The sequence below is a fragment of the Kluyvera sp. 1366 genome (assembly GCF_054823405.1).
In genome coordinates, this window is sequence record NZ_JBTRDW010000008.1 from 78,290 (window position 1) to 92,488 (window position 14,199).

General features: G+C 56.7%; 10 protein-coding genes. 4 read left to right on the forward strand and 6 right to left on the reverse strand.

Translation table 11 applies throughout. The features are described from left to right. Positions 1–230 precede the first annotated feature (230 nt). Positions 231–1,103 (forward strand): alpha/beta hydrolase, encoded by an 873-nt coding sequence (locus ACVLVH_RS18275; RefSeq protein ID WP_137384896.1) that lies wholly within the window; start codon positions 231–233, stop codon positions 1,101–1,103. A 3-nt stretch (positions 1,104–1,106) separates the two neighbouring features. Here the strand turns inward: ACVLVH_RS18275 and ACVLVH_RS18280 are convergent, their stop codons facing one another. The 6 genes from ACVLVH_RS18280 to bcsE all read right to left on the reverse strand — a co-directional run bounded on the left by ACVLVH_RS18280 (position 1,107) and on the right by bcsE (position 10,470). Continuing rightward, a complete protein-coding gene (locus tag ACVLVH_RS18280) occupies positions 1,107–2,615 on the reverse strand; it encodes a M16 family metallopeptidase (protein ID WP_101763783.1) in 1,509 nt (502 codons plus the stop codon). Between the two features lie 245 nt (positions 2,616–2,860). Next, positions 2,861–4,141, reverse strand: coding sequence for a dicarboxylate/amino acid:cation symporter (locus ACVLVH_RS18285; protein WP_101763784.1), 1,281 nt, complete (start codon positions 4,139–4,141; stop codon positions 2,861–2,863). Positions 4,142–4,369: 228 nt separating this feature from the next. Continuing rightward, a complete protein-coding gene (gene hmsP / locus ACVLVH_RS18290) occupies positions 4,370–6,382 on the reverse strand; it encodes a biofilm formation regulator HmsP (RefSeq protein ID WP_217549664.1) in 2,013 nt (670 codons plus the stop codon). A 728-nt stretch (positions 6,383–7,110) separates the two neighbouring features. Next, complete coding sequence (bcsG, locus tag ACVLVH_RS18295; RefSeq protein WP_192414392.1) at positions 7,111–8,742, reverse strand: cellulose biosynthesis protein BcsG; 1,632 nt, start codon at positions 8,740–8,742, stop codon at positions 7,111–7,113. Continuing rightward, positions 8,735–8,923 carry a cellulose biosynthesis protein BcsF gene (bcsF, locus tag ACVLVH_RS18300; protein WP_192414390.1) on the reverse strand — a complete coding sequence of 63 codons (189 nt, stop codon included), beginning with the start codon at positions 8,921–8,923 and terminating at the stop codon, positions 8,735–8,737. The genes bcsG and bcsF overlap by 8 nt, the downstream gene beginning before the upstream one ends. After that, positions 8,920–10,470: a cellulose biosynthesis protein BcsE gene (gene bcsE, locus ACVLVH_RS18305; RefSeq protein ID WP_192414387.1), complete on the reverse strand. Its 1,551-nt coding sequence runs from the start codon at positions 10,468–10,470 to the stop codon at positions 8,920–8,922. Before bcsE ends, bcsF begins: the two co-directional genes overlap by 4 nt. Before the next feature lie 195 nt (positions 10,471–10,665). On the opposite strand from bcsE, the gene bcsR reads away from it, so the two are divergent. The 3 genes from bcsR to bcsA are packed head-to-tail and all read left to right on the forward strand — an operon-like array spanning position 10,666 to position 14,191. Beyond that, the gene (bcsR, locus tag ACVLVH_RS18310) at positions 10,666–10,860 is read left to right on the forward strand and encodes a cellulose biosynthesis protein BcsR (RefSeq protein WP_101763788.1); all 195 of its coding nucleotides are present in this window, start codon (positions 10,666–10,668) and stop codon (positions 10,858–10,860) included. After that, positions 10,860–11,591 (forward strand): cellulose biosynthesis protein BcsQ, encoded by a 732-nt coding sequence (gene bcsQ / locus ACVLVH_RS18315; protein WP_110867903.1) that lies wholly within the window; start codon positions 10,860–10,862, stop codon positions 11,589–11,591. Before bcsR ends, bcsQ begins: the two co-directional genes overlap by 1 nt. After that, positions 11,588–14,191, forward strand: coding sequence for a UDP-forming cellulose synthase catalytic subunit (bcsA, locus tag ACVLVH_RS18320; RefSeq protein ID WP_192414385.1), 2,604 nt, complete (start codon positions 11,588–11,590; stop codon positions 14,189–14,191). The genes bcsQ and bcsA overlap by 4 nt, the downstream gene beginning before the upstream one ends. The last annotated feature ends 8 nt before the right edge of the window (positions 14,192–14,199 follow it).

A 14,199-nucleotide genomic window follows, 5' to 3' on the forward strand; every position in this document is an offset into this window, starting at 1 on the left:
CTGTAACAAAAACGGTATTACTTCTTCACTCGCGCTAATCAGATCGATTTAAATTCAATGTGTTATGGCAGAAAATCTGGCCGCCAGGCATAGTCCGAAACTGGCGCAATCGGCGGTTTTCGGCTGGACGCCAGCAGCAAAAAAGACCATGTTTTAATCAACAACAGCAGGACGCTGTTACTCCGGCCGCGAAAAAAATAACGACAACATGACTCGCTCAGGACTGACTTATGCACACAGAAATCATCAATATCTGGCCACACGGTGATGCGCCAGGCGCGAGCGATTCGCGCGCTCAGCCGCAGATCGTCGATCTCGCCAAAGAGTATGAACCTTATGACCGCGCCGCCACCGGCGTGCGCTGCCCGGAGATTGCCATCTGGCATCCGGAAACCTCGAACGGCATCACGCTGCTGGTCGCACCGGGCGGCGGTTATCAGCGGGTGTTGATCGACCGCGAAGGCAGCGCGCTTGCCACTTTCTTCACGTCAATGGGCTACACGCTGGCGGTGATGACGTATCGCCTGCCGTATGACGGTCACCATGAAGGTCCAGACGCGCCGCTGGCCGATGCGCAGCGTGCGGTGCGCGTGCTGCGTGAACGTGCGCAGCGCGGGCTGAACGGCAAATATATCGTGATGATGGGCTTCTCGGCAGGCGGACACGTTGCCGCCAGTCTTGGCACCCGCTTTGGCGAGAAACTCTATCCGGTGCAGGATCAAGCCGACAGCTTCACACCGCGCCCGGATGCGATGGTGCTGCTCTATCCGGTGATCAGCATGCGTGAAGGTCTGGCGCATGAAGGTGCGCGCACCCGCTTGCTCGGCGCATGGCCGGATCAGAAGATGGTTGATGCTTATTCGCTGGAGACGCGCGTGCACGCACAAACGCCACCGACGCTGCTGATTCACGCTTCCGATGATGAATCGGTTTCGGTGAACAACAGCATGGTGTTCTTCAGCGCGCTGCGTGAGCACAAGGTGCCGGTGGAGATTCACTTCTACCAGAAAGGCGGCCACGGATTTGGTATCCGTGGCGTGGCAGATTTACCGCTCGCCAGTTGGCCGATGCTGGTAACCGAATGGCTACGTGCTAAGACCTAATGTTTAGGATGATGGCGCGGTCTGATCCGCCGCGCCTGCGCTGTTATCCGGTTTCACTTCTTCCGGACTCGCGGGTACCGCTGGCGGTTCGGGTAGCTTCATCACTTTATCCCAGCTTTCCTGCAGCATCTTCACGTTGGTCTCAGCTTCACCCTGCGGCTGAATCAGCACCATGGTCAGCTCCTGCGACAGTTGCTGGCGCAGTTCCTGATTTAGCTGGTCGCGCGTCATTTCGCTGAGGAAGGTTTGACGCAGCTTCTGATACTGCTCAGGCGCAATGTCCACCACCGCGTTTTGCTGCGAGCGCAGACGCTGGCCCATCAGAATATCGGTGTCGGTGCGGGCGTATGTGGCAAACAGCTTGTTGAGCTCCAGCAGCTTCTGCGCCATCAGCGCATCGAACTCCTCCTGCGGTAACCCTTTGTCGCGCACCGCCGCCAGCTCTTTCGCCACCTGATTCATATTCTGCGGCAAAGAGGCATTCGGGCTGTCCATGTTGATCGAGCACTGCGCACGTTGATAGAGCACGCGGCAATCGAAGCCAACCTGCACGCTTTGCGCTTTGCTGTCAGCCAGCGCGCGCTGCACATGCCAGAACAGCGCTTCACGCGCTAAATCGCTCTGCCAGTAGCGCTGCAAGTTCTGCGAATCACGAATCGGCTGCCATGCGGTGTCCCACACCAGCGACAGGCGATCCTGATTCATGCCGCCATTCACCAGATTCACCGGCTGATGCGGCAGCGGTGACAGCGTCGGTAGCGCGGCAGGTGCAACACGCTTACCTTTCAGCGGCGCAAAAGCTTTGTTGATCTGCTCCGCCATGCTGCGGCTATCGACGTTACCTACTACGTACAGCGTCATGCCGTCGGGCGTGTACCACTGCTGATAGAAGCTGTTGAGCTGTGCGATATCCACCGGCGCGCGCGGTTGCTCGCCGGGATCGTGCGCCAGCATCGCCGAGCCTTTCAGGCGATAGCGCCACCACACATCCTGCGTATTGGCAGGCCAGGTGGCAATCGGATCGGTCGCCATTAATGCGGTAGAAACCACCTGCTCATTAATCGTCATTTTCCCGGCGGTCGCCGCCAGCCAGCTGAGCGCTTCTTTCAGCAGATCAGGGCGGTTGTTCGGCAAGCTCAGGTTGTATTGGGTGTAATCGTACGACGAAATAGCGGGTGGCAGCGGACGTTGCGGATCCATGGCTTGCTGCCACAGCGCACGTTGCTGATTGGTGTCCAGCGTGGCGTTGTGCACCATCGCTAAACGCGGTAAAAGATGGCTATAGCCGGTTTGTTGCGCACTCTCCACCAGCGAACCGGTGTTAACAATCAGGCGCAGCTCAATACGATCGCTTGGACGTTGTGGTGTGGTTAGCAGCTGCCAGCTAAAACCATTGTCCAGTTTGCCTTCCTGCCAGGCGGGATCGGGTTGGAGCGTCTCGGCGTGCACGCCAAAACCGGACGCTGCCAGTAGCAATCCGCCAACCAAAAGCCGAATTCTGGTGCCCTGCATGTGAACCCCTACTCAAACAGATCAACGCTCGTTAGCGCGGCATGTTCGGTCACATCTGGGGTGACCGGCGCGGCATTGTGCCGCCACGTTTATTTAATAACAGACTCTTTGACCACGAGAAGGTCAGGATGTCGCGCAACGAGGCAAAAAATCGGGAAAAAAATCAATGGGGTTTATTATGCAAATGCCCGCTGTCAGGGCAAGCGACAGCGGGCATTTCTCGGCAAATTAACGCAAATAGCAGGTTATGCGGCGGTTTCTGGTGCGTTATTCACCTTTTTCCCGGCAGAAAGCGTCGCATTCAGTTGTTTCTCATCCAGCTGGCCGACCCACTTCGCCACCACGATGGTCGCCACGCCGTTGCCCACCAGATTGGTCAGCGCACGCGCTTCGGACATAAAGCGGTCGATACCGAGAATCAGCGCCAGGCCCGCAACCGGTAAATGTCCCACCGCTGACAAGGTCGCCGCCAGCACGATAAAGCCACTGCCGGTTACACCCGCTGCGCCTTTTGAGGAGAGCAGCAGCACCACTAACAGCGTGATTTGGTGGAACACATCCATATGCGCGTTGGTCGCCTGAGCAATAAACACCGCCGCCATGGTGAGGTAAATCGAGGTGCCATCCAGGTTGAAGGAGTAGCCGGTTGGAATCACCAGCCCCACCACCGATTTCTTACAGCCCAGCTTCTCCATCTTATCCAGCATGCGCGGCAGCGCAGACTCGGAAGATGACGTGCCCAGCACAATCAGCAGCTCTTCTTTGATGTAGGCGACAAATTTAAAGATGTTGAAGCCAGCGAAGCGTGCAATCAGCCCCAACACCACCACCACGAACAGCACGCAGGTGATATAGAAGCAGATGATCAGCTGCCCCAACTGCACCAGCGAGCCGACGCCATATTTACCGATGGTGAAGGCCATCGCCCCGAAGGCACCGATTGGCGCGAGACGCATAATCATGTTGATCACGCCGAAGATCACTTTCGAGAAGCTCTCAATGACGTTGAACATCACGGTGCCGGCGCTGCCCAGGCGATGCAGAGCGAAGCCGAACAGGATAGCGAACAGCAGCACTTGCAGAATGTTGCCGCTGGCAAAGGCACCAATGACGCTATTCGGGATCACATCCAGCAGGAAGGCGACCACACCTTGCTGCTCCGCCTGCTGCGCGTATACCGCGACTGCTTTAGCATCCAGCGTGGCTGGATCAACGTTCATGCCCACGCCAGGCTGCACCACGTTAACCACCACCAAACCGATGATCAGCGCGATGGTACTGACCACTTCAAAGTACAGCAGCGCCACTGCGCCCGTACGTCCAACGGCTTTCATGCTCTCCATGCCGGCAATACCGGTCACCACCGTACAGAAAATCACGGGGGCGATGATCATCTTGATCAACTTAACGAAACCATCGCCAAGCGGCTTCATTTGCGCGCCTAACTCAGGATAGAAGTGGCCCAACAGGACGCCGATGCCGATGGCAACCAGTACCTGAAAATAGAGGCTTTTTAAGATTTTCATAACAGGTGTCCAGTAAGACGGTTCGCACCGCCATTGTTGTGGAGAACGCATGCGGCAAGCCGCCAGAAGCGTAAAACCTTACCGATGGCGAGGAAAATAACACCCTGTTAACAAGATTAATATCCCCTACTATTCCTTACAAAAGTTACAAAACTCTAACTATGAACTGAAACGCTTCAGCACAGCGCTTCGCTACAATTTTGTAAGGAAAATCAATAACCAAGGTGATTATTCAGGGAGTTGCGAGCTATTGAGCCAGCGTTGGTTAAAGATGTGGAGCGGCAGCGCTTCAGCGTATAAGTAGCCTTGCCCTATAGTAATTCCGCGCGCCAGCAGCCAGTCGCGCTGCTCGGCGGTTTCCACACCTTCGGCGATGACGTCGAGGTGAATGATGTCGGCAATCGCCGCCACAATGCGCACCATGGTGTCGTCATCCGGCAGCGCGGCGACGAAGCTGCGATCCATTTTCAGCTTATTTACCGGCAGCGCTTTGAACTGATGCAGATAGTTGAGGTTGGAGTAGCCCATCCCGAAATCATCGAGCGCTACCGCCACGCCGGTTTGCTGCAGCAAGCGCAGCAGCGCAATCGCCTGTTCGGCATCGCCAATCTGCGCGGTTTCGGTGATTTCCAATACGAAGTTGCCCGGTGCGATGCGATGGCGCTCCAGCAAGCCCTGCAAATGGCTGACCATGCTGGCATCACGCAGCTGCACCGCCGAGATATTGACGCTGAGCGGGATGTTAATGCCCTGCTTCTGCCAGCCAGCCAGAATGCGGCAGGCTTCTTCAAACACCCAGCGGCCAATGGCCGAGATCACGCCAATCTCTTCAGCGCTGGCAATAAACTCTTCCGATAATCCATAGCTGCCATCCGGCATGCGCATGCGCAGCAGCGCTTCGGCACCGGCCAGCTCGCCGGTTTCCATATTGATTTGCGGCTGGAGATAAAGAGCAAACTGCTCGTCCTGCAGACCTTGCAAGATGTCGTGTTCCTGCGTTAAACGCTTTTGCGCGCGCTCGGTGAGCGCCGGATCGAAGAACAGAATCTGGTTTTTGCCCTGATGCCGCGCCGACATCATCGCCGAGGTGGCGCGATCGAGCTGTTCGCTGGCCGAGATGCTGCTCTCTTCGTGCAGCGCCAGGCCAATGCTGGCGTTCGGACGCAGCTGCAGCTGTTGCAGGTTCACCGGCTGATTAATGCGAATCATCAGGTTGCGCGCCAGACGCATGGCGCGGAACGGATTGTGCGCGCGCTTCATCAGCAAGGCGAAGTCGCTGGGCCCGGTTTGCGCCAGCAGTGAGTGATCGTCAACGGTGCTGCGAATCTTCTCCACCAGCGTCAGCATCAGCGTATCGCGCTGCTCATCGCTCAGCACGCCGTTGGCTTCCTGCAGCGTTTCAATGCGAATCACCATCAAGCCCCACGCCTGACGATTGTGGCGATGGCTGATGTGCTGTTCGAGCAGCGCAAGGAACAGCGCGCGATTGGGCAGATCCGTAACGGCAAAATGCGTGGTCATGCGGCTCATTTCGTCGTGAATCGACTCCAGCACCTGCTGGTTGCGGTTGTAGCTGCGGATCAGCATGCCGATTTCATCATCGCGATGATTATTCGGCAGCTTCATTTTGTGGGTCAGAATCGCCTGCGGCGGCAGCTCCTGTAAATCACGCGAAAGATCGCGCAGCGGATGCACAATCAAGCGGTTGATACACCAGCTAATGGCGATCGAGAGAATCAGCGCCAGCAGCAGGTAGGTGGTGATCATGGTGGATAACGTGCTGAGCAGGAACTGATAGACGCGGGAGGAATCAGCCTGTAGCACCAGATAGGCAATCGGCTTCGGCAAACCGGAACGCTCCACAGAATAGAGCGGCAGCGTGATTTGTACCGGCAGCTCAAACAGGCGTGCGACCCAGCGCGGCACCGGTTTTTCCGGCGCAAAATCGGCGTGCAGCGCCTGGAAGGCATTTGGCAACACCACATCGGCGCGCGATAAAATACCGGCCGGTTTCAGGGTATTAAGGATGCGTTCGGCTTGCGGAATATCGGCTTTGAGCACCGCTTCGGAGAGTGGCTGACGCACGGTGTGCGCCACATTTTCCATTTGCTGGGCGTAGTCAATCCTGCGCTGCTGCACAAAGTGAAAGAGCTGGATGACAATAAAGATGCAGATGGTCACCATCGCCACGGCGGAAACCGTCGCCATCTGCTTTATCGTTAGAGAACGACTGACGCGCAACAAAACTTCTCCAGGCCACCAAAGGCGTGTAATGAGATGAAATTCGCAGCGAGTATATCCCAGGTCACGCGTTTTTTTCGCCGGGATAAAGGCGAAAAATAAGCAAGTTTGGTTATTTATGAAGTGATTCGGAATTATGCAGGTTTGAGTGCACATTCAAGCTCACCTGCAAGGTCACCATTTATGACGTAATGCCTGTCAAAAAAAACATTTTGCTATAAACCGGGTACGGGCGCTGACACGTCTGCTGCGTCACGGGCCGTCCTCGCGCCGCTAGCGCGGTGCCTTCGGCTTCCACGTCGTGCCGACGGACCGTTCGGGGATCGGCCGTCCTGGCCGCCCCGAACTGCCTCACGCATCCCTGCGTGAGGCTCCTGGCCCAACGTAAAAGCCTCAGCGCTGCGAATAGCCCTTTTGCCGCAGCAGACGCGCCAGCGCCTCCAGCCAATGAGCCCTTTTCAACAACATTCACTGAAGGTTCGGAGCAGGCCGGGGCCACTTTTGGGCAGGCAATCCGCAGCGCTGAACGAAGCGAGGAAGCCAGGAGAGCCCGCAGGACGCGGGCGAAAGGCGGAGCCGGGACAGGGAGGTCCCGTCTCCGCCGGTCCGACAGGCAGACGAGCGAAGTGAAGGTACCGCGTAAGCGGCGCGAGGACCGCCGGACCAAAAGTGGCTCCGGCCAGCGTACTCGTCGTAGTCTTAACAAACATTAGGCCATTAATTGCGACCTACTGCGGATATGGCACCCAATCGCCGCCGTTCAGGCGGATCCACGGTTTACCCTGATACATCATCACCACCGCGTTATCGTTCTCAGACACCACCGGCGTCTGCGGCAAATTATCGGTCAGCACCGACATATTAACGTTCGGCGCGTTAAATACCTGGCCATCCACCACGCGCGACACGATTTCCGAGATCGCCATCAGGCTGGTAGGCGTCTCCACGCTAAGCGGCTGGCCCTGATGCGGTGCTTTCATGCCAACAAACTTAATGCCGACCGGCACATGGGTAATATCCGGACTGGGGATATCACGCAATCCTGACATCTGCATCTTGTCGCCCTGCAGCGCCGCGCCGTGTTCCGGCACCACCAGCACCATCACGCGACGGCCCGACTTCTCCAGATTGGTCAGGAAGGCATCGAGCTGATCAAACAGCACTTTGGCGCGCGGCTGCCAGTCTGCGCTGCGCGTGCTGCCCAACTCGCGCGTACCGTCATGCAGCGGAATCAGGTTATAGAAGGTCGCGGAGCGCGCATCGCTGCTCTTGGTGCGATCGTCGAGCCAGCGCTGCATCAGCTGCGCGTCATTAAATACCGGCGAGCCATCAAATGACGTCACCTCCGGCGAGATGCCCGCCTGCGACATCAGCGGCGCCTGCAGATTGCCCTCTTCACGCAGTTCCTTGAGATAGTTACCAAACACGCCGGTGTGATCCATCATCAATTGCTGTTTAAAGCCCAGCTTCGCCAAATTATCAAATAGATAGCAACGCTGATCGGTGGCTTTGTACAGATCGCTGTGCGAGCTCTGGCCGCAGCTGGCGCGCAGCAGACGAATCCCCGCCGGGCCGCTGTAACCGGTGGCAGAGTTGTAGTTGTTAAGCAGAATATCGAAGTGCTGCCACAGCGGATGATTACGCAGCTGCGCGACGTTCAAATCAGACCACGACAGCGAACAGATGTTGATCACCAGAATATCGAACGGCTGCGAATCAGCTGGCAAGGCGTCCGGGAAATGGGTCGCACGCTGGCGCTCGGCGTCGTAAAAACGGTTGAGCCACGCGGTGAGGTTGGCGCTGGTTGGCGGCGCGGATTGATCGAGGCCATCTGGCGCTTTCGCCGCTGGCGTATCGCTGAGCTTCACCGTCGGCGTGGCGGCGCTGTTCGGCAGTAAATTCATTGCCGGTCCGGCGATCGTCAGCACGTTGAGCCAGATCAGCATCAGCGACACCAGCACGGTGACGCGAATCCACTGCGCGATAAACAGATACAGCACCAGCAGTACAAAGCCCGCGCCAATCATCTCCCAGTTGATAAAGCGATTAGCAAGATCGAGCAGATAGCTGGGCGAGAAGCCTGCAAGCTGGCTGCCCTGGCTCATAATCGAATGGATTCCCGGCAGCCAGGTATCGTGCCAGAACAGCGCCACGCCAATTGGCAGCGAAATCCACTGACGCAAGCGATGCAGCCGCGCGCCCGGCAGTGGGAACAGCAGCCACGCCAGAAACACCAGGTTACTTAGCGCGTGAAAATTAAGGTAGCCGTACCACAGCAGCGCAAATTTGATCAGGAAGTAAAAGTTCCAGCCACCGAGGCCGCGCCACCACGAGCCGTGCATCGTGAATCTGTTATTCATGTTTATCCGTTTTATGGGTTTTGCGTTGCCACTGTCCTTCTGATTTCAGTGCGCGCGTCGGTAACAAACGCAGCAGCGGATTAGAGCCGCTGCGCGCTCGTCCGCGCCCAAACAGTGATGTCAGGAACAGCAAAATCAATAACAGCAGGATCGCCACCTGCACCCAATCCATCAGCGTCATTGGTGGCTTACTCCATCGAGGTTGAGGGTAATCGGCTGCGGCGTTTGTGCCCCGCGCTCAGGCGCGGCGGTTTGCGTGCTGACTGGCGCAGCGGCCAGCGGCGTGGCCTGCCGGTCGCGCTGTGCCACCGGCGTCAGCTGACGAATTTTGTCCGCCTCCGACACGATCTGATTGTCTTCAAACCAGACGATACGATTGCTAAACAGCTCGTCGTGCGGCAGCGAGAAGATCGACTTCAGCGCGATATCCAAATCATTGAATCGGCATGAAGAGAGGAACAGATAAATGCGGTCGTTCACCAGCGTCACGAGATCGCCGAAGCGGCGCGGTTTACACAGCGTCAGAATCTGTTCGGGTTTCAGCTGCGGCACCGCGCGCAGCGCCACCATCAAGCCTTTGTCATTTTCCGGCAGCAGCGTATTGCTCATCAACTGCTGCACCGCCGCGCAAAAGGCATCCAGCGGTAAAAAGCCTTTCTGCTGTAGCGGCTGCAGCGCCTGCATCAGGGCATGGAGATTGGCAGGCACATGGCGCGAGAACTGCTGCCCCTGAATCCCTTCCAGCGTGGTAAGAAAGCGCGACAGGCTGGCCACGGTCGGTACAATGGCATTCACGCCGCAGGCCAGCAGCAAACGCTCATCACTGTAGCGCAGCGTGGTACTGATTTCGCGCACCACAATCTTAAGCGCACTACCGCGTGAACGACGCAAACTATGGACCATCGTTGCTAAAGAATTAATGTCTTGATTATGAACCAGACTAAAGATGACCGTGGCGGCGTTCGCCTGCTGCGCACGCGAGAACACGCTTTCGTTATCGCTAAACAATTGCCACTGCGCTGAAAGCGGCGGCGCGCCTTCCAGCACACCTTCCTGAGCCAGGAATTGGTTTTCATCATTGCGGCTTAAGGGAATATTTTGTCCCGCTTGATTAACGGCAATAAATTGATTATCGACATAACTCAAACGGATAGCGCGGTCGGCCAGTAATTTATCTGCCGCATACCACCAGTTAATTCGATAATGCCAACTGTCCTGCTGAAACTCCAAATGTGCGAGACCATCAAGCTGGCGAAAATAACCTTGCAGATGATTACGCAGGTGAATTATTGACGTACCGGAGGTGATCATTAACAACGTAATTTGTTTTTTAGATAACAAACGGCGCATGCGCTTAAGCCAGAAGGTTAACTCATCGGGCGATAATTTTCCCCACAGCGCGGCATTACTATAAAAAATCACCAGGCCACTGCGACTATTAAGCACACGGGAAAAATCACTTTCAAGCTGCTTTAGGCTGCGTTTATTAGCCGGCAGTGAAAATAACGGCATACGCGCTGGACCGCCGATGGGATCGGGCGTCAAAAGCGCCTGCGGTTTCTCATCCGCACTGATGAGCGTAGCCGCCTTTTGTTGGCTAACTACCTGACGCAGCAGCGTTCGCGCATCATCCTGACGCTGGCTGGTAATCCAGTAAAACCCAGGATTCTGCAGAGTATTTAATTCCTGCTGAATCTGCTGCAGGCCAAGCGCATAATGTTTTTTCATATTTGATTCGCGATCGATACAATCCAGGCTAGTTTAATCGAGACAGCCGCAATTGGAACGGGTGAAATAAAAAATAGCGTATTAGCGCAAATCATATTGATCTGTGGATAGCATTTGTCTTTACTTCAGGTTTAAACTTTACAAAAAATAAAACCACAATTCATCCGTTGTCGATTTTTTGGTGGCAAAAAAATAATGAAAACAGAGAATGCATTTTCGCTGAATGCGACTAGCAGCGAAGAGCACGATGACATTACTGCCTTAAGTGATGCCTTTTCCCTTAAGGCATTTCGCTACATTGATATTGCCCGCGAAGCGCGACTGAATACCATTATGACGCGCTGGCCATTGCTGCGTGAAATAAGCGCCGCACAGGAGTCAGAACGTTAATGCCTGTTATTGCATTACAAGGATTGCGTGGCGGTTGTGGCGCTACCTCGCTGAGCGCCGCACTCGGCTGGGCGTTTAACGCGCTGCAGCAATCGGTGCTGGTTATCGATTTTTCCCCGGTAAATCAGCTAGCTGTCCACTTTAATATGCCGCTCGACCGCGCTCAGGGCTGGGCGCCCGCGCTGCTCGAACAGCAAGCGTGGCAGCAGTGCGCTCAGCGCTATCAGGCAGGGCTGGATTTTCTGCCGTTTGGCGCACTCACGTCGCAACAGTACGCCAGCATCAGCGCTATCAACGCAGAATTTGCCGCACCGCTGCTACACGCGCTACCGGCCCTGAAATCGCACTACAACTGGATTATTTTCGACATGCCAGCGGATCTGTTGCCGTGGCAGCGATCCCTGGTTACCGCGGCCGATCGTCTGCTGCAGGTGCTAACGCTGGATGCCAACTGTCAGTTGCGTCTGCATCACGCGCGTTTTCCTGCGCACACGCTGTTTCTGATCAACCAGTTCAACGCCAACAGCCAGCTACAGCAGGATCTGCATCAGCTGTGGATCAACTCACTGAAAAACCTGATTCCCCAAGTGATTCACCGCGATGAAGCGCTGGCGGAAGCGCTGATGATGAAACAGCCGGTGGGCGAATATCGGCCGCATGCGCTGGCCAGCGAAGAGATCAACACCCTGGCTAACTGGCTGCTGCTGCATGTGCCGGGAGGCGCGGCGTGAATCCATTACGCTGGCTGCTGATGCCGCAAGCATGGCAGGCGCTGCAACGCCGCGCTCAGCTGGCGCATCAGCACGGCGCGGGCCGTTTCACCATCGCGCTGCATTTAATGTGGTGCATACTCGCGTGGTCGCTGTTGCGGCTGGAAACCCCCGGTTGGCAGCGCATCCTGCAACATCGTCAACGTTACTACCCGCAAATTTCGCCGCTGCGCCCACGTCCGCTTGACCCGCTGCGCTATGCACTGCAAAGCCTGTGGCTGATGCTGGTATTGCCGCTGGATAAACGCACGCGTAAAAGTTTCAGCGTCAAACCGCTGTTCCGCTGGCGCGAGCCGCTCTATCAGTGGCTCGGTGCGCTGCCGGCACGGCTGGAACGAAACCGGTTCGCCCAGCGCAGCGAACAACGTATTCAGTCGCTGCCCGCGTGGTTGCGGCAGCTGCTGTTTATCGTGGCAGCGATTGTCGCCAGCCTGCTGGCGCTGCTGTGCATCTCGCAGCCCTTCGGCATCACTACGCAGTTTGTCTTCGTGCTGCTGTTATGGGGATTGGCGATGCTGGTGCGTCGCGTGCCGGGCCGCTTGTCCACCATCATGCTGATCGTGTTATCGCTGACGATTTCCTGCCGTTATCTGTGGTGGCGCTACACCGAAACTCTCAACTGGGATGACCCGATCAGCCTGACGTTTGGTCTCCTGCTGATAGGTGCAGAAACCTATGCGTGGGCGGTATTAGTGCTGGGTTATTTCCAGACGCTGTGGCCACTCAATCGTCAGCCGGTCTCGATGCCGCCGGAAATCACCTCGTGGCCGAGCGTCGATATTCTGGTACCGACCTACAATGAACCGCTGAGCGTGGTGAAACCGACCCTCTACGCGGCGATGGGCATCGACTGGCCGCAGGACAAGCTCAATATCTACCTGCTGGACGACGGCACGCGCGAAGAGTTCCGCGAGTTTGCCGCCAGCATCGGCGTCAATTACGTGGTGCGTCCCACCCACGAACACGCCAAAGCGGGCAACATCAACCATGCTTTGAAAGCCGTGTGCCGCAGCGAATATGTTGCCATTTTTGACTGCGACCATGTGCCGACGCGCTCGTTCCTGCAGCTGACGATGGGCTGGTTCCTGAAAGATCATCGGCTGGCGATGCTGCAAACGCCGCACCACTTCTTCTCACCCGATCCGTTTGAACGTAACCTCGGTCGCTTCCGCCAGACGCCTAACGAAGGCTCGCTATTTTACGGTTTGGTGCAGGATGGCAACGATACCTGGGATGCGGCGTTCTTCTGCGGCTCTTGCGCTATATTGCGCCGAACTGCGCTGGATCAGATCGGCGGCATTGCGGTAGAAACCGTCACCGAAGATGCGCACACCTCGCTGCGCCTGCATCGTCAGGGTTACACCTCGGCGTATATCCGTATTCCGCAGGCTGCGGGTCTGGCCACCGAGAGTTTGTCCGCGCATATCGGCCAGCGTATCCGCTGGGCGCGCGGGATGGTGCAGATTTTCCGCCTCGATAACCCGCTGTTCGGTAAAGGATTAAAGCTGGTGCAGCGCCTGTGTTACGCCAACGCCATGCTGCACTTTCTCGCCGGGATTCCGCGTCTGATCTTCCTGCTGGCACCGCTGGCGTTTCTGCTGTTCCACGCCTACATCATCTACGCGCCCGCGCTGGCGATCGCCATCTACGTGTTGCCGCACATGCTGCACACCAGTTTGACCAACTCGCGCATTCAGGGCCGCTGGCGACATTCGTTCTGGAGCGAAGTGTATGAAACTGTGCTGGCGTGGTACATCGCGCGGCCAACCACGGTGGCGCTGTTTAATCCGCACAAAGGCAAATTCAACGTTACCGCCAAAGGTGGTTTGGTGGCTGAACGTCATCTCGATTGGGTGATTACCAAGCCGTACATGATGCTGGTGCTGCTGAATATAGCCGGTATCGGCATGGCCTTCTGGCGCATGGCGTACGGTCCGGCCAACGAAATGCTCACCATTTGGGTCAGTTTGGTGTGGGTGATTTACAACATGATTATCCTCGGCGGCGCGGTGGCGGTATCGGTTGAAGCGCGCCAGATCCGCGAAGCGCATCGTGTGGAAATCGCCATGCCTGCCGCCATCGCGCGTGAAGATGGACACATGGTGCCGTGCACCCTGCGTGACTATTCCGACGGCGGCGTGGGCGTTGAGCTGCGCGAAGCCGATGCGCTGAAAGAGGACGAAACCGTGTCGCTGCTGCTGCGCCGTGGTCAGCAAGAGTTCAGCTTCCCGTGTCAGGTGCAGCGCGTGTTTGGCCGTCGCGCCGGGATTCGCCTGCATCAACTCACGACGCGCCAACACATTGAATTTATTCAGTGCACCTTCGCTCGCGCCGATACCTGGGCGCTGTGGCAGGACGGATTCCCGGAAGATAAACCGGTGCAAAGTCTGGCCGACATTATGGTGCTGGGTTTTAAAGGCTATCTGCGTCTGGCCGAGTATGGACCTGCGCCGCTGCGCCGCTTATTCCGTGGCCTCACCGCGTTGGTGAGTTGGCTGGCGACACTGCTACCGCAGCGTATTGACCGCCAGCCTGCGACGATCAAAACCGATTTTACTTAAGTTGATGA

Bases quoted from the DNA above. Each gene is read 5' to 3' on its own strand.
- ACVLVH_RS18275 (WP_137384896.1), top strand. From the start codon at position 231: ATGCACACAGAAATCATCAATATCTGGCCACACGGTGATGCGCCAGGC.
- ACVLVH_RS18280 (WP_101763783.1), bottom strand. From the start codon at position 2,615: ATGCAGGGCACCAGAATTCGGCTTTTGGTTGGCGGATTGCTACTGGCA.
- ACVLVH_RS18285 (WP_101763784.1), bottom strand. From the start codon at position 4,141: ATGAAAATCTTAAAAAGCCTCTATTTTCAGGTACTGGTTGCCATCGGC.
- bcsG (WP_192414392.1), bottom strand. From the start codon at position 8,742: ATGAATAACAGATTCACGATGCACGGCTCGTGGTGGCGCGGCCTCGGT.
- bcsF (WP_192414390.1), bottom strand. From the start codon at position 8,923: ATGACGCTGATGGATTGGGTGCAGGTGGCGATCCTGCTGTTATTGATT.
- bcsE (WP_192414387.1), bottom strand. From the start codon at position 10,470: ATGAAAAAACATTATGCGCTTGGCCTGCAGCAGATTCAGCAGGAATTA.
- bcsR (WP_101763788.1), top strand. From the start codon at position 10,666: ATGAAAACAGAGAATGCATTTTCGCTGAATGCGACTAGCAGCGAAGAG.
- bcsQ (WP_110867903.1), top strand. From the start codon at position 10,860: ATGCCTGTTATTGCATTACAAGGATTGCGTGGCGGTTGTGGCGCTACC.